The sequence below is a fragment of the Oceanispirochaeta crateris genome (genome assembly GCF_008329965.1).
In the GTDB taxonomy this organism is placed as follows: domain Bacteria; phylum Spirochaetota; class Spirochaetia; order DSM-2461; family DSM-2461; genus Oceanispirochaeta; species Oceanispirochaeta crateris.
Window position 1 is genome coordinate 2342373 of the sequence record NZ_CP036150.1, and the last position, 18376, is coordinate 2360748.

An 18376-nucleotide genomic window follows, 5' to 3' on the forward strand; every position below is an offset into this window, starting at 1 on the left:
CTATAGGGAGAGATTGATGAGGGAAAGCCCCCGGAATCATGGAGAGAACAAATCAGTCCTTTACTTTATGTCTCTGGCGAAATATTATTTATGGATGGAAAAAAGCCTTGCCAAACTTGTTATCCTCCCTTTCCTGATTTTCAATTCAGCCCTACTGTATGCTCAGGAAATGAAGGGAGATTACTTCCTCAATGAGATTCAGTATGACATTGATGGTAGAACTAGAGAGTCCGCCCTGGAAAACTACCTTGATTTACCAGAAGAGCTTAATTTTACCGACTTTGCATCCATGGATGATTTTGCAGACAGAGTGGTCCAGGACTTATTGAATTTAAGAGTATTCGAAAAGGTGGAATCAGAGCTTATCCCCCTCGAAAATGATGCTCTATCTCCGAACGACAATAAAAGCTACAAAATGAGAGTAGTTATCAAAGATGGATGGACCCTCTTTCCCCTGATAGTCCCCACATTTGACACCAATGATAACTTATCACTGAAATGGAAGATCAACTATGCAAATGTGTTGGGATCTCTTGTCGAATTTGACATTGATGGCGATTTCGGCATCGATCAGCATTTTGATGATTACGCTGTGGATATCAACTACTGGAATATTGAATCCAATTTTTCAAATATATATTACCGTGGCATAAACTATACATTCTCCTGGAATCAGGCATATGCCCGAATCATTGAAAAAGACGGTACAGAATATACGAATCACTACTCTTTCTACAAAACAGACTTTTTCCTCACAGGAACCTTCGATTTGGGCAATGGATATTTTTATGAACTGGGACCGGCCCTCGAGTTCACATATAACTATCAGGATAGATTGGAGAGCGGAACATCCACATTCATTAAAGAACCACAGTCTTTTGGAATTTATCAAAAAGGAGGACAGGACAGAGTCGACTGGATGGGGAATTTCCAGTCTGGAAATCATTATGAGGGAGAAATAAAAACCAGAATCGTCCCCACTCAGGGTTTCAAAGGAGCTCTGTACCTCACAAACAGATGGTTTACCATATTCAATTCCCGCCTGTCCTACGGCAACAGGATAACCGCCTTCTCCACTTATAACGATGAATTGTTTTCATTGGGTGAATACATGCGTGGCGTACCAGACTTTAACCTCTCCGGAGACTGGGGATTCTTTGTAAATAACACCCTCCCCATCAGCCTCTTGAAATGGAAAGGGGTCATGGAAACACAGATACAGCCTTTCATAGATTTTGGACTCGTACATCCTTCGTCTAAGGAATTGTCTCCCAGCAGAGACATGCGCCTGAGCCTGGGGGGAGACTTAGTCTTCTTTCCCGAAAATATATCCTCTGTAAACCTGCGTCTGACCCTGGGATACGACCTTTTTGGACCCGGAACTCCTTCAGACCGCTACGAAATACTCTTGTCCACATCCCTTTTCTTCTAGGATAGATCAGAACTGAAACTGTGCCGGCCTTTCTGAAAGGACAATCTTGGTTGATTCTACTTTACCCGCCCTCAGATACTCAATTTCATATTTTTCTCCCGGGTGTGAACCTTCAAGAACACTGAAGTAATCCAAAACATTTTTAATCTCGGTTCCATTGATCTTTGTAATAATATCGCCTCCAACGGCGATGCTGTTCAGTCCCAAACCGATACTCCGCCTCTGATCACCCCCCAACAGGCCCGCCTGTTCTGCGTTTCCCTTAGGAAGCACTGAAGTAACCAGAATCCCGGGCTGTATAAAGGCAATATTGAGTTGCCGAGCCAAGCTCGGTGTCAAAGACAGGGCTTCGATCTCAATCCATCCTCTGTTGACCCGGCCGTTTTTGATGAGCTCCGGTATAATTCTCAGCGCCGTTTCCACTGGTATGGCAAAACCGATCCCCACACTTCCATTGCCTCCTGGGCTGATAATCATCGTGTTGATGCCGACCAACTCCCCCGGGAATTGAGGAGAGCCCCCCCGGAATTCCCCGGATTGATGGCCGCATCTGTTTGAATCATGCCTTTTAAAAGAAATCCGTCAGCCGATTGAAGAGGCCTGTTGATCCCGGAGACGATCCCCGTTGTCAGGGTTCCTTCCAAGCCGAATGGATTTCCCAGAGCCAAGACCTGCTGTCCTACCTGAAGATCTTTTGCACTGCCTGCCTGAATTGTTTGAAGAGATCTTCCCAGGGGTTCGAATTTAATGACCGCCAGATCATTCTCTGCATCACTCCCTACGGTTTTTGCCTGGTATGTCGTTCCGTCATAAAGAGTGACAACAACAAAATCTGCATTGGCAATGACATGCTTATTGGTGAGAATATACCCGTTTTCCGATACAATGACACCCGACCCACTTCCTTCTTGAGAGTAGGTTCCCGCAAAACGGGACTGATACAAGTTGACTGTGGTCACATTGACAATCGCCCGGATATTGTCTCTGTAGACTCTCATGCTGTTTATTTCCTGATGAGTGAGCCCCTCTTCCCGGATGGCCGGCAGAGGTGGTTCTTCAAAATCCGACCCTAGGTCGGGATCACTCCAGGAAGCAGAAGAAACCGCATCGCTGCCTTCATAACTGCTTTCCAGGGAAATACAGGACCCAAGTATGAACAGAAGAGGAAAGAGGGTCAAAGAGAGGATTGTTGATCTGATTTTCATAAATACATCCTACCGGAAATTGAAGGCATTAAAAGAATACCGCTCCCCTCCATTATAGAGGCAGAGCCGGGCTGGATGGTATCTTTTTTACCCCCGTTTAAATAAAGAGGCTAACTCATTTCTGCTGAAATCATAAGAAGTATTGCAGTTATGACAGGTCGTCAGCACAGGAAATGGTCCGTTTTCAAGAATCTCATCCTGCTCTGATGGGGAGAGGTTTGCCAGAAATTTTTCAAATCGCGGCTTACTGCAGCCGCACATAAACTCAACTCTTTTCTCATCCAGGATATCCGGCTGAAAATCCGAGAGATAGGCATTCAGAAATTCACCGGCATCCCTTTCGGCGGTGAAAACGCGGCTCAATGAGGGGATTTCAAGGGCGGCATCCTGAACCATCTCCAGTACTTGCTCATCCGCTCCTGGCATGGCCTGGAGGAACAAGGCCGCTCCGCCGGAAAGATCTCCGTTTTTCTCCAGATGAACACTGAGATTAAAGACGGTCTGAATCTGTTCTGATTCTTTGTAATAGTATGCCAGATCTTCCCCCAGCCGGCCGGTTTTTAACTCAACCTGTCCCGTAAAAGCATTTTTTAGCTCCCCTGAGAAACGGGTGACAGACAAGAACCCCGGACCGAAAAGGAAGGATGTGTCCAGAGTCTCGGGAACCTTCTCCAGGGGGATAGGGTTTTCCATGAGAAATCCCCGCACAGTTCCGTGCGAATCAGCTTCGACCGAGAGCCCTCTCAAGGGGCCGCCGCACTCCACTTTCAACTGGATCAATCCATCTTCCTTGAGCCCCGATGCAATCAGGGCGGACCCCAGATAGGCCTGTCCGAGTATGATACTTTCCAATACACCCAGATTATGGTTCAACTGCATTTCACGGAGCATCCGGCTCCCATGTATGAGAACGCCCCTAACGGCGCCTCCCGCCATAACAAAGTGATAACGCCTGTCTCTGGACCGGGCTATCAACATCGCTTTTTTGTCATCTCCCGGAATGGGTTGTTTAATCATAGTATTTGCCTCTTTATGACTACCCGCATCAAGCGGGCAGCATCTTTTCTAAATCAAGTATATCCCGAATCCACGGGAATTTCCCGGAACCTTTATCAGGTCCGACCAATAAGCCATGTCCTCCCAAGCGGGAAAAGGCCTCCAGATTAATTTCCTTATCATCCAGAAACAGAACTGAAGATGCTTTTTCACCCATATGGGCCAAAACCTTCTCATAGGCCGCCGTATAGGGTTTTCCCTCGAACCCCAGCCACTCTAGAGCATAGAGGTGAGGAAAAAGATCATTAACGCCAAGGGCCTTCAACACTCTCCGGGCATGAAACTCGGGTCCATTGGTCAAAATTTCAAGACGGTAGGGCATTTTTTCCAACATCTTCCTCAGAGCCGGATTCTCTTGGAGATAAGAATCGATATTCTTGGGATGCACATATTCCATATAGGCAGAACTCTCTTCCAGACCATGGCAGACCTGAAGCCAACGCAGTGTCGTACCGTACTCAGGAATCGACTGTTTCCTCTTCTCAACGACCTCATTCCTGCTGATTCCCAGATAATCTGAAACGAATTCATTGATTCTGCTGTTCATAGCACTTTCTACACCGCAATGAGCATCGTAGAGGGTATTATCCACATCAAAGAGAACTGTCGTTAGGACCGTGTTTTTCATCCGCAGGCTCCGTCGGCCTGGGCAATCATCGCCTTATGCCAGTTCAAAAGGGCCGATTCAGCATCGGGGTTATCTCCTTTCCAGTCGGCTAAAACACGGAACACCGGTTCTGTCCCGCTACCTCTCATCCAAATAAACCCCTGCACTTCCCCTTGAGAATCTAGGAATCGGATGGTCAGCCCCCCCGTATGTCCTCCGCTTCGAAAGGATCGCCCCATCCCCTGGAGAGAAGAGGTTCCTTCCTGATTCCACTCCTCCCAGGAGACAATCCCAAAACGGTCATAAAGCTCATTTTTCTTGAGCTCCCACTCCTTGAGGAAGACTTCTTCGTATTTTTCTTTGAGGAGAGCATGGTCCATAGTTCTGATTTTTAAGATGGCCCGCTCTTCGAAGGCACTGGTGGTCGTGTACACGGGCAAGGAATCGATGACATCCTTCAAATCAAAATCCTCACGGTAAAGGTTGCTTTGATTGGACAAATGACACCAGATTTCAAAGAGGCCTGCTCGACCGGCAGAACTGCGGAGAGCTAAGAGTTTTAAGAGGGCTCCCAGAGTATTCAGAGGATCTCTGACGGCGGCAGGCCAGGTGATATTCCCCCCGTTTGATCCCTCTCCCAGAATGCGGACCTGCCAGCCTTCTTCCCGTTTAGAAGAAGCAAGATTGACAACATTGGCCTCACCCACTTCCGCCCTGAAAACAGAACAACCAAAAGCTTCAGCGATATCCTCGATCCTCCCGGAGGTGGGACCGTTGATGGCAACGGCGGTCTTCTCTGTCATTTTTTCGCTCCAATAGAGGTAGGCCAGCTCGGACAGAACAGACAGGGCAAAAACCTCCTGGGCCTCCAGAATATGAGCCTTGCCCTCTTTGGGACTGCAGTAAACCAGATTCCCCCGGTCTCCGTCATTATCGGGAACATAGCCCAGCTGAAAGGCAGGATTAAGAGCGGCTTCCTCTTCTAAAACACTGCGGCACTGATCCAGAGACTCTCCCTCAGGCACAATTCTATGGGCGATCTGACGGGGTACACCATTGACCAGCCGGACCCCGATCCCAAGATCCTCCAGAAAATCCTTATCCACAGTCAGTGTTCGGGCACTGCCGTTCAGTTCGGCCACGAGAGCCACAGGAGAACTGGAAATACCCTTTTTCAAGGCATCAAAAAACATGTCTTGCTCCGCGAGATTTTCCAGCCCGCTGATGACACGTCGTGAGAAGGACTTATAGGACTCATAGGACTCATGTTTCCAATGGGACACCCTTGAATAGACCTCTTCCACCTTCGAAGGGTCCACATTATTCACCCTCTGAACAAGAAGATTCAGGGCCGTCCGGTCTTTGAGGAGATTCTGATATATCCCAATCAATTCTGTAGCCTGAGCACCTGAGAGGACCCCTCCAGTGGTCAAACCGAATTTAACTCCGTTATGACCGATGGGATTATGACTGGCTGAAATATAGATGAAACCATCACAGTCTGCACTCTTTCCTGTATAACTCATCAATTCAGGAGCCGCCGCAATGAACAGATACCGGAGACTGATACCGCGGCTGATAAGGACCCGGATCATCACATCCGCCAGGGCGGGACCTGTGAAGCGGGCATCCAGGCCCAGAACGACAACAGGAGTAGAGCGTCCTCCACGAGGAAGGAGAAAATCAACATAGGCCTCCGCCATGGCCGCCGCCAGGAGTTTATCAGAGGGAGTCAATTCCTCTCCCCGGCTCTCCTCATCACCATCAAATGCAAAAACTTTCCTCCAGCCAGAAGCAGAAAGGATCATGGTAGCCAGAGCTTTCTCAAGATTCTCCATGTTCACATCGCTTCCATCAAAGGGTTTGCATGCGGGGTCTCCCAAGACAAATCCTGTATTTTTATCCACTATGACTGACATATAGACTCCTCATTATTTTACCAGGCTGATAAATGGTTCTCTCAAGGCGAAGGGGTAATATCCGTTTTAAGAATCCCTTCTCCTGAGGAGATGTCTCTCACGACTCTACGCCCCAGGATTTCCCTGTAATACCGGGGATGCATTCCCGGGGTCAGCACTTTTTCTGTTCTAACAACGCAACTGTTTTCTTCGGTCAACACCGTACCGGCCTTCAGATCTGTCAGGGCATGGATGCTCCGGTTGGTTCTTCCATAATTCGGAGCCTCCGACGGAGCCAACTCCTTAATCCCGGATCCGCTGACCGCCAGGATCTCCTGAGGGGAGAACCACTTGTTCAGTTGCTTTCTCACATCCTCGGCACTGCTCAGGTACTCCAGATCATGCAGCCTCCCGGCCATTTGTTTGAAGTCTTCTGGCTCCAGGGCGATAGGATCGTCCAGCCCATCTTCTTCCCTGGATAGGGTGAAGTGTTTCTCTATCATGACAGCACCGTAGGAGGAGGCCACACAAGGCACCAAAGAAGGGTGCATGGAGTGATCAGACACGCCTATGGGCAAGTCCAGCTGTTGACGTAAAACAGGCAGCAGAGAGAGATTGTAATCCTCTTCTGGAGCCGGATAGGCTGTGACACAATGTAGAAGAGTCAGTTGATCTTTACTAAAGAATCCAACAGCCTCTTTTATATCATCAAGCTCACAAACTCCTGAGGAAAGAATCACAGGCAGTTTCCAGGAGGCGACTTCCATGAGTAAATCCGTATAATTGAGCTCCGGAGAGGCAATTTTGACGGAATCGGGCTGTAAAGATTTTAAAAGAGAAGCACTTTCAAGCCCGAATGGGGTGGCCAGGAATTCCAGATTTTCTGATTCTGTGATCTCTTTAAGAGCTTGATAGAAAGAGAGGTCCTGTTCCAGGGCCTTAAAGACCTCAAAAAGCGGTGTTGCTCCCCCGGGGAGAGGAACAGAACCGGTAAGTGGGTGCAGAATCTCCCTGGCAAAGACAATCTGAAATTTAGCGGTATCCGCACCACAGCGGGCGGCTTCCCGGATCAGCTGCTCTGCTTTTGAAAGGGACCCCCGGTGAGCAGTTCCAATTTCTGCAATGATTTTCAATCTCCCGACTCCCCATCCCCTTCAAAATCGGCCGGCGCCGGATACATCGAGAATCCGTAAGCCGGAGGATCAGATTCACAGGGTCACACCAATTGATTGCAAGGCCGACCTCTTTCTATGAGCGCCGAATTTCAGAAAATCCGGTGTAAGGCACCAATTTCTCTGGGATGCGAATAGAACCGTCTTCCTGCTGAAAATTTTCCATTATGGCAATGATCCCGCGAGAAATGGCGATGGCCGTGCCGTTGAGGGTATGAACAAGGTGGTTTTTCCCCTCTTCGTCCTTGTACCTGATCCCCAGTCGTCTGGACTGATAATCTGTACAATTTGAGGTACTGGTCACTTCGCCCCAGTCTCCCTCATCACCCCTGCCTGGCATCCAGGCTTCTAAGTCAAACTTCCTATAAGCCGGTCCGCCCAGATCTCCCGTGCAGGTATCGACAATCCGGAAAGGAATTTCCAGACCGTTAAATATTTCTTCTTCGATGGATCGCAGCTTCATTAAAAGAGCATCAGACTCTCCGGGCTTGCAATAGGCAAACATCTCAATCTTGGTAAACTGATGAACCCTATAGAGTCCTTTGGAATACTGACCGGAGGCTCCGGCCTCTCTTCTAAAACAGTGTGACACACCTGCCATCAGGATGGGTCCGTTAGACAGGTCTACAATCTGACCGGCATAGTATCCACCCAGAGTAATCTCAGCGGTCCCCACAAGACAGGTTCCGGTTCCTTCCAGTGTATAAATATTAGATTCTTCACCTCTTGGGTTAAACCCTATGCCTTCTACAATCTCCTCCCGGGCAATATCCGGGGTTATTGTCAGAATAAATCCATGCTTCTGCAGGACATCCAGGGCGTAGCGGGTTAAAGCCAGTTCCAGTAAAACCGCTTCATTTTTTAGGTAGTAGAATTTAGATCCCGACACACGGGTGGCGTTTTCAAAATCAACAAGGTCCATGGCTTCTGCCAGTTGGACATGATCTTTTGCCTTGAAGGAAAATTCCGGAACTGTCCCGCTTCTCAATATTTCGAGATTGTCCTTATCTTCCTTACCCACAGGGGCATCAGGATGGGCCATATTGGGAATCAGAACAGCAGCTTGCTGCAACTCTTTCAGGAGACTGTCCATTCGGACTTCTACTTGGGAGATCTGATCCTTGAGAGCTTTTCCCTCATCTATGAGCCCCTGCCGGACTTCAGGGTCAAGCTTCCCTTTCATCTTCGAGGCATTTTCATTTCTCTGACGCCTGAGGTCTTCTAGCTCCTGAAGGACTAGATTCCGCTGATCATACAGCTCAACAACTTTTTCAGGGGAAGCCGTAACATTACGATTTTTGATGTTTTCCCGGACTGCGTCCAGATTGTCTTTGATAAATTTAAAATCCAGCATAGTATGGTGATAGTATCAGATTGGAATTTATTGATCAATTCATTTCAATTGAAAAGCGTACAAGTGAACTGTTTAGTGAAAAAAAAACATTAAACACGAAATAAGGAGGTTCTATGAAAGTTCAGTATTTAATCCTGTTGATGCCCCTGTTTTTCATGATGTCATGCCTGGAAGAAAAGCAAAAAGTAAGTCCACCACAGAGCGTAACCGGAAAAATCATCGGAATGGAAGGAGATGTGAAACTGGAAGGGAAAATTGTCGAAACAGGAGATTCGGTTCCAGATGGTTCGGTCATAACCACATCTTTGGACGGATACTGTGAAATTCAGTTTCTGGGAAGCAATATCATAAAAATCTATGAAGATTCCATCCTTAGAATCTCCTTTACAGATTCAACCATATCCCTGGACAGAGGTGCAGCCGCGGCAGTCCTGCGAAATATAGGGACATTGATCCAGAATATGGACGACGTTTTCACCATCCAATCCGGTACGGTTGTGGCAGGAATCAGAGGCACATCCTTCTACATGCAAAGAGAAGATGCCGATACATCATATTTCTGTCTATGTAACGGAGAAATAGACCTCTCAGATTCAAATGGTAAATTCTCACAACCCATGAAAAACATCCACCATGGCGCCGTGAGAATCTCTGAAAAAGATAATCAGATTGAAGTGAGCCGTGCCCCCATGCTCTATCATACGGATTCAGACATGGAAGCATTGGCCTCCCGGATCGGTGAAAAAATGGATTGGACCCATGTGGAGAGCTCACATTGAAGGCAGCTTAAAGGAGCTCCTTCTCAAGCTGTTCTACTAGGGCGGCAAATCGTCCCAAAGCCTTATTAACTGCCCCGGGGAGACTCATATCAACCCCGGCGGCTTTCAATGAATCCAGAGGGAACCGGCTGCCTCCGGACTTGAGAAAGTTCATATAGGACTCTCTCTCGGGCGCTCCACCCTCCAGAACCATTTCTGAAAGAGCCATGGCCGCAGACAGTCCTGTGGCATATTTATACACATAAAAGGCATTGTAAAAATGAGGAATCCGCAGACCCTCCAAATCGGCCTTTTCATCCAGAACCACATCAGGACCAAAATACTTCACTAGAAGTTTTTGATACTCCTGACGCAGGCTATCCACAGTCAGAGGCTGACCGGACTCTACCATAGCATGACAAATCATTTCATACTCGGCAAACATGGTCTGCCTGTAAATAGTAGCCAAAGTGTCATCGATTTGACGCCCCAGCAGATAAAGTGTCATCTCTTTGGAGCTGGAATGATCCATCAGATAACGTCCCAAGAGCTGTTCGTTGAAGGTTGAAGCCACTTCTGCTTCAAAAATAGTATAATTGTAGTTCTGAAAGGGATTATTTCTCACAGAATACCAGGAGTGCATGGAATGCCCTCCCTCATGAGCCAGGGTAAAAACATCCCGAATATCATCTTCTTTGAAATTCATGAGGATGTAAGGCTCTCCCTTGTAGGACCCTGCCGAGAATGCCCCGGATCTCTTGCCCTTGTTCTCATACCGGTCTACCCAGCCGCCGCTTAGTCCATTTTTGAGGACTGTTCCGTACTCTTCACCCAGGGGTGATAGAGCCTTGAGAACAACATCCACAGCCTCATCAAAGGTATGACGCACAGACATATCAGGGATAAGGGACACTTTTGTATCGTAAAGCTGTAACTCCTCTAAGCCCAGAACCTTTTTCCTAAGGGAGTAATACCGATGAAGAGGAGCCAAATTGGCCGACACGGAAGAAATGAGATTATCGTAAACATCCACGGGAACATTATCAGGAAACAGACTGGCTTCACGGGCAGAGGAAAACCCTCTAACTCTGGATGTATAAACATCTCGGAGGACACTCCCGCCATAGAGCTCACAAAGGGTATTCTTATGTCCTTCAAAAACATCGAAAAATTGATGAAACGCCTTCTTTCGAACCTCTCTGTCTGGATTTAAAAGGAAGACCCCGAAGGAAGAATTGGTCAGTTCTTTTTCTTCTCCCTCCACGAGGATTGTTCCAAAATTCATATCCGCATTGGTCAGGGCTGAAAATGCCTTCCTGGCGGTTTGAGCAGATTCGGCCTGCATGGCCAGGAGGTTTTCTTCCTTTTCTGACAGAATGTGGGGCTTGTACCTGATGATTCTCTCCAATGAGATACGGAACTCTTCCAGGACAGGCTCTTTCATGTAAGAGTCCAGTTTTTCCGCCGGTAGAGTTTGAATTTCAGGCTTGAGGTAACTGGCAGCGGCACTGCTTTTCGTAGCCACAGCCATATAGCGTGAAAAACGCCCCATGGATTCACTATCAGCCACATCTTCTTCTTTGCGAAGCATGGCATAATAACCTAATCGTTCTTCTAAAATTTCAAGTCGGTTAAAAAAATCAAGGCAGGTCTTAAGCTGTTGCGCTGATTCTCCCAACGTTCCTTTGAATGATGTAATTTCAGGAATCAGAGCCTCCAATTCCAGAAGAGCTTTTTCCCATTCCTCCGGATTTTTAAAGAGGGCAGTCAAATCCCATTTATCCCCTGATGGTACGTCTTTCCTTTCCTTGAGAACCTTGCTCATACGAGAACCTCCAGTAGTGATTTCATGATTTTTCCGGCCTTTCCCCTATGGGAGACCCGGTTTTTTTCTTCCTCCGACAATTCTGCCGCTGTTTTCCCCGTCTGGGCATCCACAAAAACGGGATCGTACCCGAACCCGCCTCCACCAAAGGGAGTGCTTGCAATCCGTCCGGCAAAAGACTCCTGAACCGAATAGACCCTATAGGGAGCTAGAATCAGAACCATGGCGCAAACAAAAAACGCCTCCCGGTCGGTCACTCCTTGCAAATTTTTGAGCAAGAGAAGATTTCTATCTCCATCGGAGAGAAGAGGCCCGCCTTCGGAGGAACCATATCGGGCGGAATAGATTCCGGGAGCACCCTTCAGGGCTTGGACACAAAGTCCAGAATCATCGGCGAGAACAGGCCTCCCTGCAAGCTTATATAGGGTTTCGGCCTTGAGGAGAGCGTTCTCCATAAAGGTGCTTCCTGTTTCATCACAATCAAATTCAATCCCCAGATCGGATGGAATGAGGATACTATGGCCGGATAAAATCTGTTCCAGCTCTTTTTTCTTATGCATATTGCCAGTGGCGAGTACTATTTCCATAATCATAGAAGATAATGCATTCACCCGTGACTGCGCAACAGCCTTGAAGAATACTCAGCAGGTCAATCGGGAGGGAAAGCCCGGCAGTCTCGCGATTCCTCGAGATCCTTGAGATAAGACCTCAAATAGAAGAGCCCTGAATCCACGGAGCCCTTAGGCAGATGGAGGAGAAATGCTATATTCTCATTACTGGGAACGAGGGGGATGGACAAGAGCTGTTCATCCAGCTTTTTAAGTCTCCTCCGGTATAAATTGCAGCGTTTTTCAAGCCCGGGAATCAAATGCGGATCTGCAATGGATGCTTTTTTTCTCTCAGTCAGGTTCAAACGGAAATAGTTTTCATTTCTCTTTCGACTCAGGAGCTCTTTCCGCTCATATTTCTTTCTAAGGCACTCCTGCAGGAATTTTCTGAAGAAAAGAGCCTCTTCTGCTGAAGGTCCGAGAAAGGGGAAAGCCGTCAAAAAATCATCTTCCTCCACAAAGGAAATATTTTTCAGAACAAACAGCAGCAGCCTTTGCCGCAGGGCTTCCTTCCTGTAAGGGGTCATACCAGAACTTTCAATAATGGAGACCATTTTGTCCAACAGACAGTATTTTCGTGGGATACATTCGCATCGGCGATTGTATTCATACTCTATGATCGACTCTCTTACATAGACCCAGTCATCATCCAGCCCCTTCTGGTTCTGCCTATAGAAGGATCGTAAATACCAGGACAGGACCTTATTCAGGTAACAGATAAATGAGAGTCCCCTGTAATTGAAATTCATAAGAACTCCATGCATCCGTCCCATAAACCCGAGGAGAAAATCACTCCAATCTTCTTCATTCAGTGATTTCTTGTACCCTGGAAAAGAATATATATACATGTTTAATTCGTCATATAGAGCTCTGTGGAAGAATTCCATATCTTTATCATTGACAGTGGCCTGATACACCAGAACCTGATGGGTTAGAAAATCGACCATGGCAACACCTCCATTTTTTACCTAACAAGATGTATGCCAGTGCCAAAAAAAGGGGAAATCATGGTGATTTCCCCGTAAATTTCTCTAATATTAAGAATTCCTTAAGAAATTCAGTGATCAAACCCCATGGCTCGTCGTAATGTACTGATCTTGGCTGCCGCCAGATCTCTGGCTCTTTGCGCTCCTTCGTCCAGAATCTTGTCGATATAAGACGTATCATCCATTAAGGCAACATAGCGCTCCCTCATGGGAGCAATCGTATGATTAAGGACCCTGAAGAGTTCAGCTTTGGCCTCTCCCCATCCCATTCCACCGGCCCTGTAACGGTCGGCCAGAACAGCTTGCTCTTCCTGGGATGCAAAGAGTTGATACAAAGTGAAGACATTGCATGTGTCGGGGTCTTTCGGTTCTTCAACGGTCTGAGAATTGGTAACAATTTTGTTACAGAGTTTTTTAAGCTGCTTCTCGGTAATAAAAAGGGGAATCGTATTATCATAACTCTTACTCATTTTACGGCCATCCGACCCCACAACGACCTGTGTATTCTCGGAAACAACCGCCTCAGGAAGAGTGAGGAGTTCCTGTTTATAATTTCTATTCACGGCCTGGGCTATATCCACAGCCATCTCAATATGTTGAACCTGATCCTTTCCCACAGGAACATAATTGGTATCAAAAAGCAAAATATCTGCGGCCATAAGCACTGGATAGGTATACAGCCCCATGTTGATATTATGATCTTCAGGCTTATCCTTCTCCCTGTTCTGATCCACCTGGGCCTTGTAGGCATGTGCTCTATTCATCAATCCCTTGGAGGTAAAGGCCATGATCATCGTAGTCAGTTCAAAGGTTTCTGGAACATCGGACTGTCTGTAGATCAGGGTTTTTTGAGGATCCAGTCCGCAAGCCAGCCAGCAGGCGGCAATCTCATAGGTATATTCCTTCAGCAGACAGGGATCTTTAATACTGTTCAAAGAGTGATAGTCCGCAATAAAATACCTAGCATCATAGCTCTTTGCTAATTCAAGTGCCGGTTTTATGGCTCCCAGGTAGTTCCCCAGATGAGGCATTCCCGTGGGTTTTATTCCTGTGAGTACAACTTTTTTGTCCATCCCCGATTCCATCCTTAAAACAAGTCAGTTTCTGTTTAATTTGGCAGGGGCGATTTTATCATAATCCCTTATTAAAGGAAAGAGAGTGTATATTCTCCATCATGAAGGTCGAAAAAAAGAACAGGGAGAAGCTGTGAATAAGTGCTCTACATTCCTAATTCTCAGCTTCAGAAACATCTGAGAATCTCTTCTTTGAACCACCCGGAAAACCAGAGGAATAGGGAAATTCACAAAACCTTCATTATTTCTTCAAAGCGTCCCCTTACCCGGAGTTCATCATATTGTGCAGGAGATTTTTCCCACAGTGGAAAAAGGACTGGTAAATTCGGTTAAATTCAGGCAAAATATCTATATGGCACTAATTTTTGTTATAGAAGATAATGACTCGATCCGGGAAGCCGTATCGGGCTACCTGAAGTTGTCCGATTATGAGGTGGAAGAATTTGAGGGTCTGAGCGGTGTAAAAGAAGCCATGGCCTCCAGAAATCCGGAACTCCTGATCCTTGACGCCATGCTCCCCGATGGAGATGGTTTCATTTTTGCAAAGGAGATCCGTCAGAAATCTGACATTCCCATCATCTTCATGACAGCCAGAGAATCCGAATCGGATAGAATCACCGGTTTTGAGGTGGGGGCCGACGATTATGTCGTCAAACCCTTCTCGCCGAAAGAACTGGTGCTGAGAGTGGGAGCCGTCTTAAAAAGAACAGGGACAGCTCTTCCCCAGAAAAAGATGCACGGCTGGACCCTGGGGGGACAGGTGCTGACAACCGATGAAGATTCCCACAAGGCCATGCTGAACAATCAGTTGCTGAAACTGACCGCAGCGGAGTGGAAAATCCTCCTGTATCTGTCTTCCAATGGCGGAGCCGTTGTCTCCCGGGAACAGATACTGGACCGTTGTCTGGAATACTCCTTTGAGGGTTATGACCGGACGGTGGATACCCATATTAAAAACCTCCGTGCCAAGCTTCAGAATCCCGATTGGATCGAGACTATAAGAGGATACGGGTACAGGTTTGCAGGAAACAGTACATGAGATCCATGCGCGCCAGAATGCTGGCGGCTTTTTTCCTGATTATCCTATTAAACAGTATTTTACTTATTCTGAGCCTTTTATTTGGATACTCCAATTCTCGCAAGCACTGGAATGACCACGTAGAACATGAGTCCCGGAAGCTGGTTATGGAATTTCTCACGGCCATGATGGATCAGGAGGGAATCCTTGATGCCACATCCAGTGCAGAAATTTTGAAGGCCTCCCGATCCTATAAAATAGAATCTGCTCAAATTTTTCTATTTTCACCCGGTGGAGATCTCTTACAAAGCTGGTCAAATCCTTTTCAAAATCGACAAGATCCGGAACAAGCCGACATTTCCAAGGCAGAACCTCTCATTCTGGGAGGACAACTCAAGGGATCTGTTCAGATCGTGCCCCTCTCCTTTGGCTCCGTAAACCATAACAGCATATTCATCACAAGGATTGTCAAACTCTTCAGCCTGGGGTTGATCCTCTCTGGCAGTCTCTCCCTCCTTTTGGCCTACAGGATATCCGCCGCGTTTACTAAAGAAGCGGGTTCTACCGCCAGATCCCTGATCAAGCTGGCAAGAGGCTCACGGCTGGAACAATTCTCAAACTCCCCCACGAAAGAACTAGCCAAGATCAATGAAGCAGCAGGATCTCTGCAGAAAATGCTGATTGCAGATGAATCCAGGAGGAACCTCTGGTCGGCCAGCATTGCCCATGACCTGAGAACTCCGTTGACGGCCATGAAAACTCAATTCTCAGCATATAGAGACGGTGCCCTGGAATTGACTCCCGAAGGCTGGGATAAAATTATGTCCGAACTGACCGTCCTTGAATCACTCACCAGGGATTTTTTGATTCTGGGAGAACTGGACTCGGCGGGCAAGGAACTATCTGTGAAGAAGGAAACATCTGACGCTCTCCGCAGGAAGGTATTGGAAGCTCTCTTAGATCTCGCCGCCTCCAGGGACATTTCGTTGAAATGGACCAGCACACTGGACATCTTATTTTGCGATTTATCCCTGATCAGCCGGGCCCTCGAAGCCCTTATAAAAAATGCCATACAGAATATGAATAGTGGAGGCACCGTTGAAATAATGGCCACAGGAACGGCAGAAAGTCCTTGTTTTAAGGTTATTAATCCAGGACATATCCCCGAAGAACACCTCCCCCACCTCTTTGACCCCCTATATAAAACAGACAAAAGCCGAAAAAAAGAAGGAAGCGGTCTTGGATTGACGATTTCAAGGCGGATTGCCGAATTTCATAGAGGGTCCTTAGTTGTTGAGAACCTGGAGGAACAGCGTGTATGCTTCACTATGAGCCTAAATCTTGGCTGAAAAAGGACTTTTACCACTGGTCATTCAGTCTGTATGAAAATGAGCTTAGAATGAAAAGGTCACAAGCTCTGTATACACCTTGGTTTGAGTTAAAAAAAATCAGTAATTTTTTCTTTGCTTCACACATTCTTCACATTCTCTTCATATCATCAACATATATGACTCCTAATATCGAGTTAATTGTATAAATAACGCAGGGCGTATGCTCTGTAAATAAACAAGTAGGAGAGAAAGTAATTATGAGAAAGACTATTGTTTTACTGACAATTGTTCTGGCCATTTTGGCTGCCCCAGTATTTGCAGAAGTAACAGCTTCTGGTAGTGTAGAATTCGGTTTTGCTTACAACGCCGACAACTACAGCGAATACGCTGACAACGAAGTTGATGTAAACCTCGGAGCCACTGTTGGTGAGTACACATCTATTGATGCTAACCTCAGCGCCGCTGAAGACACATCTGCCCTTGACCAGGTTGTTTACCTTGACAGCATGACTCTGACACAGGACATCACTGGTGCTCTGGGAATGGATGCCGGTTTTGGTTTGTCCGCAACTTTTGGTATTTCTTCTTTTGAACCCATGGAATATCAGGCAGTAGCCGGTTATGGTGACTTTGAATACGATGATGATTCATCTGAACTAACTACTTACAACCTGATTGAAGGTGATACTATCATGTCTATGGCTTCTATCTCTTTAGAAGACATGGTTACAATCGATGTTGCAGTATACGAACCCGGTGCAGAAGTTATGTCTGATGCAATGCAGTTCGGTATCAATGCCTACGGAACATTCGGCATGGTTGACGCTTCTGTAAGCTACCTCAAAATAGCTGACAAAACTTCTATCTTTGGTCTGAACGCAGCTGCAATGCCCATGGAAGACCTAACTGTTGGTGCTGGTGTTAGCTCATACAACTATGACGGTGATTCTATCACTGGTTTCGGTGTTTCTGCTTCCTACACAATGGACGCTCTGACAGCTGGTTTTGCCATGACAAGTGCCACAACTAGCTTAGACACAGATGAAGAGTTTGGTGACGTAACTAACTACGCAGTAAATGTAAACTACATGGTATCTGAAGCTGCAACCGTATTTGCCGGTGTGATGATCGCTGGTGATGGTGATGGTAATGTTGATACAGACCTTGCAGACACTCTTGGTTACGAAGTAGGAGCATCTTATGTTCTTGACGGCGTTACCTACTCTGCAGGTTACACATTCGATTCTGACTACACAGCAGTTAATGGTGAATTCATGGACGGTGCTGATCGTGCTGGAAACGTATTCCTGAAAATCTCTGCTTCTTTCTAATCTAATATAAGATTTTAAGAACTTTTAGATTGCCGCCTCCTTTACGGGAGGCGGTTTTTTTTGCTATTTTCTAATAGAAATCATAAACCGGAGGTAATCCTTTGAAGCAAGCTCTATTTCCCTTGATACTACTGACGACCGTCTTTGCAGGCTGTGCCAGTGTTGATCCTTACATCGGTGAGCAGATCATTCAGCATCAGGTGGCCGATATCTCTTTCACATTCCAATTGCTGTCCGAGGATCATCTTAAAAATCTCTATGGCAAAACCGAGAACCCTTTTATCAACTTCCCCGGACGTTTCCCCAAAAAGGAGTTCTTTGTCTTTGACACGGAGATCAGTGCAGAGACAACAACCCTGGACATATCCAGGTCGACCATGAGCATCCTAATCGGCTCTGATGTCTATAAAGCCTCCAACGATTTTAACCTGACTCGAGCCTGGACTCCCTATTTTGCCTCAGACAGAGAGCAGCTTCACATGAAGAATAAGATCAACAAACTTCTCAAGCCTGCGAACATCACAGTGAGTCCGGAGAATCCCTTCAAGGGACTCCTGGTATTTTTGGTTCCGCAGAGTGAGGATATAGACGCTGTGATCCGCATCCCCGCCGTCAGTCAGGAAGGAGATGAAGGAATCATTGAGGTTCCCTTCAAGGTGAAGAGGATGGTTGTAGGAACAAATGGAACTGTTGAAAAAAACACAGGAATCTTCTCAGAATAA

General features: G+C 46.7%; 17 protein-coding genes. 6 read left to right on the plus strand and 11 right to left on the minus strand.

Features of this window, described 5'->3' with window-relative positions:
- The first annotated feature begins 16 nt into the window (after nt 1–16).
- Entirely contained in the window at nt 17–1432 is a 1416-nt protein-coding gene (locus tag EXM22_RS10605) for a ShlB/FhaC/HecB family hemolysin secretion/activation protein (protein ID WP_149486492.1), read from the plus strand.
- A gap of 6 nt (nt 1433–1438) precedes the next feature.
- Here the strand turns inward: EXM22_RS10605 and EXM22_RS10610 are convergent, their stop codons facing one another.
- The 7 genes from EXM22_RS10610 to serS all read right to left on the minus strand — a co-directional run bounded on the left by EXM22_RS10610 (nt 1439) and on the right by serS (nt 8724).
- Entirely contained in the window at nt 1439–1909 is a 471-nt protein-coding gene (locus EXM22_RS10610; RefSeq protein ID WP_168203459.1) for a S1C family serine protease, read from the minus strand.
- A complete protein-coding gene (locus EXM22_RS10615; RefSeq protein WP_149486494.1) occupies nt 1906–2637 on the minus strand; it encodes a S1C family serine protease in 732 nt (243 codons plus the stop codon). Before EXM22_RS10615 ends, EXM22_RS10610 begins: the two co-directional genes overlap by 4 nt.
- 87 nt (nt 2638–2724) lie before the next feature.
- Nucleotides 2725–3654, minus strand: a complete 930-nt coding sequence (locus tag EXM22_RS10620) for an Hsp33 family molecular chaperone HslO (RefSeq protein ID WP_149486495.1) — start codon at nt 3652–3654, stop codon at nt 2725–2727.
- 28 nt (nt 3655–3682) lie between these two features.
- Nucleotides 3683–4321 carry an HAD-IA family hydrolase gene (locus EXM22_RS10625; RefSeq protein ID WP_149486496.1) on the minus strand — a complete coding sequence of 213 codons (639 nt, stop codon included), beginning with the start codon at nt 4319–4321 and terminating at the stop codon, nt 3683–3685.
- Nucleotides 4318–6219 carry a phosphohexomutase domain-containing protein gene (locus tag EXM22_RS10630; protein WP_149486497.1) on the minus strand — a complete coding sequence of 634 codons (1902 nt, stop codon included), beginning with the start codon at nt 6217–6219 and terminating at the stop codon, nt 4318–4320. The genes EXM22_RS10625 and EXM22_RS10630 overlap by 4 nt, the downstream gene beginning before the upstream one ends.
- 41 nt (nt 6220–6260) lie before the next feature.
- Nucleotides 6261–7331 carry an N-acetylneuraminate synthase family protein gene (locus EXM22_RS10635; RefSeq protein ID WP_149486498.1) on the minus strand — a complete coding sequence of 357 codons (1071 nt, stop codon included), beginning with the start codon at nt 7329–7331 and terminating at the stop codon, nt 6261–6263.
- Between the two features lie 115 nt (nt 7332–7446).
- Nucleotides 7447–8724 (minus strand): serine--tRNA ligase, encoded by a 1278-nt coding sequence (gene serS, locus EXM22_RS10640; RefSeq protein ID WP_149486499.1) that lies wholly within the window; start codon nt 8722–8724, stop codon nt 7447–7449.
- Between the two features lie 113 nt (nt 8725–8837).
- Between serS and EXM22_RS10645 the strand changes: the two genes are divergently transcribed.
- On the plus strand, nt 8838–9503 hold the full coding sequence (locus EXM22_RS10645) for a FecR domain-containing protein (RefSeq protein WP_149486500.1): 666 nt from the start codon (nt 8838–8840) through the stop codon (nt 9501–9503).
- Between the two features lie 7 nt (nt 9504–9510).
- Here EXM22_RS10645 and pepF read toward each other — a convergent pair whose 3' ends face one another.
- The 4 genes from pepF to trpS form a co-directional block, all read right to left on the minus strand.
- A complete protein-coding gene (gene pepF / locus EXM22_RS10650) occupies nt 9511–11307 on the minus strand; it encodes an oligoendopeptidase F (protein WP_149486501.1) in 1797 nt (598 codons plus the stop codon).
- Nucleotides 11304–11894: an RdgB/HAM1 family non-canonical purine NTP pyrophosphatase gene (rdgB, locus tag EXM22_RS10655; protein WP_149486502.1), complete on the minus strand. Its 591-nt coding sequence runs from the start codon at nt 11892–11894 to the stop codon at nt 11304–11306. The genes pepF and rdgB overlap by 4 nt, the downstream gene beginning before the upstream one ends.
- Nucleotides 11895–11956: 62 nt before the next feature.
- Entirely contained in the window at nt 11957–12862 is a 906-nt protein-coding gene (locus tag EXM22_RS10660; protein WP_149486503.1) for a hypothetical protein, read from the minus strand.
- 110 nt (nt 12863–12972) lie between these two features.
- On the minus strand, nt 12973–13974 hold the full coding sequence (trpS, locus tag EXM22_RS10665; protein WP_149486504.1) for a tryptophan--tRNA ligase: 1002 nt from the start codon (nt 13972–13974) through the stop codon (nt 12973–12975).
- 304 nt (nt 13975–14278) lie between these two features.
- Here trpS and EXM22_RS10670 point away from each other — a divergent pair, with 304 nt between their 5' ends.
- From EXM22_RS10670 to EXM22_RS10685, 4 genes are all read left to right on the plus strand, one after another.
- Nucleotides 14279–15013 carry a response regulator transcription factor gene (locus tag EXM22_RS10670; protein ID WP_342780267.1) on the plus strand — a complete coding sequence of 245 codons (735 nt, stop codon included), beginning with the start codon at nt 14279–14281 and terminating at the stop codon, nt 15011–15013.
- On the plus strand, nt 15010–16341 hold the full coding sequence (locus EXM22_RS10675) for a sensor histidine kinase (protein WP_149486505.1): 1332 nt from the start codon (nt 15010–15012) through the stop codon (nt 16339–16341). Before EXM22_RS10670 ends, EXM22_RS10675 begins: the two co-directional genes overlap by 4 nt.
- A gap of 239 nt (nt 16342–16580) precedes the next feature.
- Complete coding sequence (locus EXM22_RS10680; protein WP_149486506.1) at nt 16581–17654, plus strand: porin; 1074 nt, start codon at nt 16581–16583, stop codon at nt 17652–17654.
- A 101-nt stretch (nt 17655–17755) separates the two neighbouring features.
- Nucleotides 17756–18376, plus strand: a complete 621-nt coding sequence (locus EXM22_RS10685) for a hypothetical protein (protein WP_149486507.1) — start codon at nt 17756–17758, stop codon at nt 18374–18376.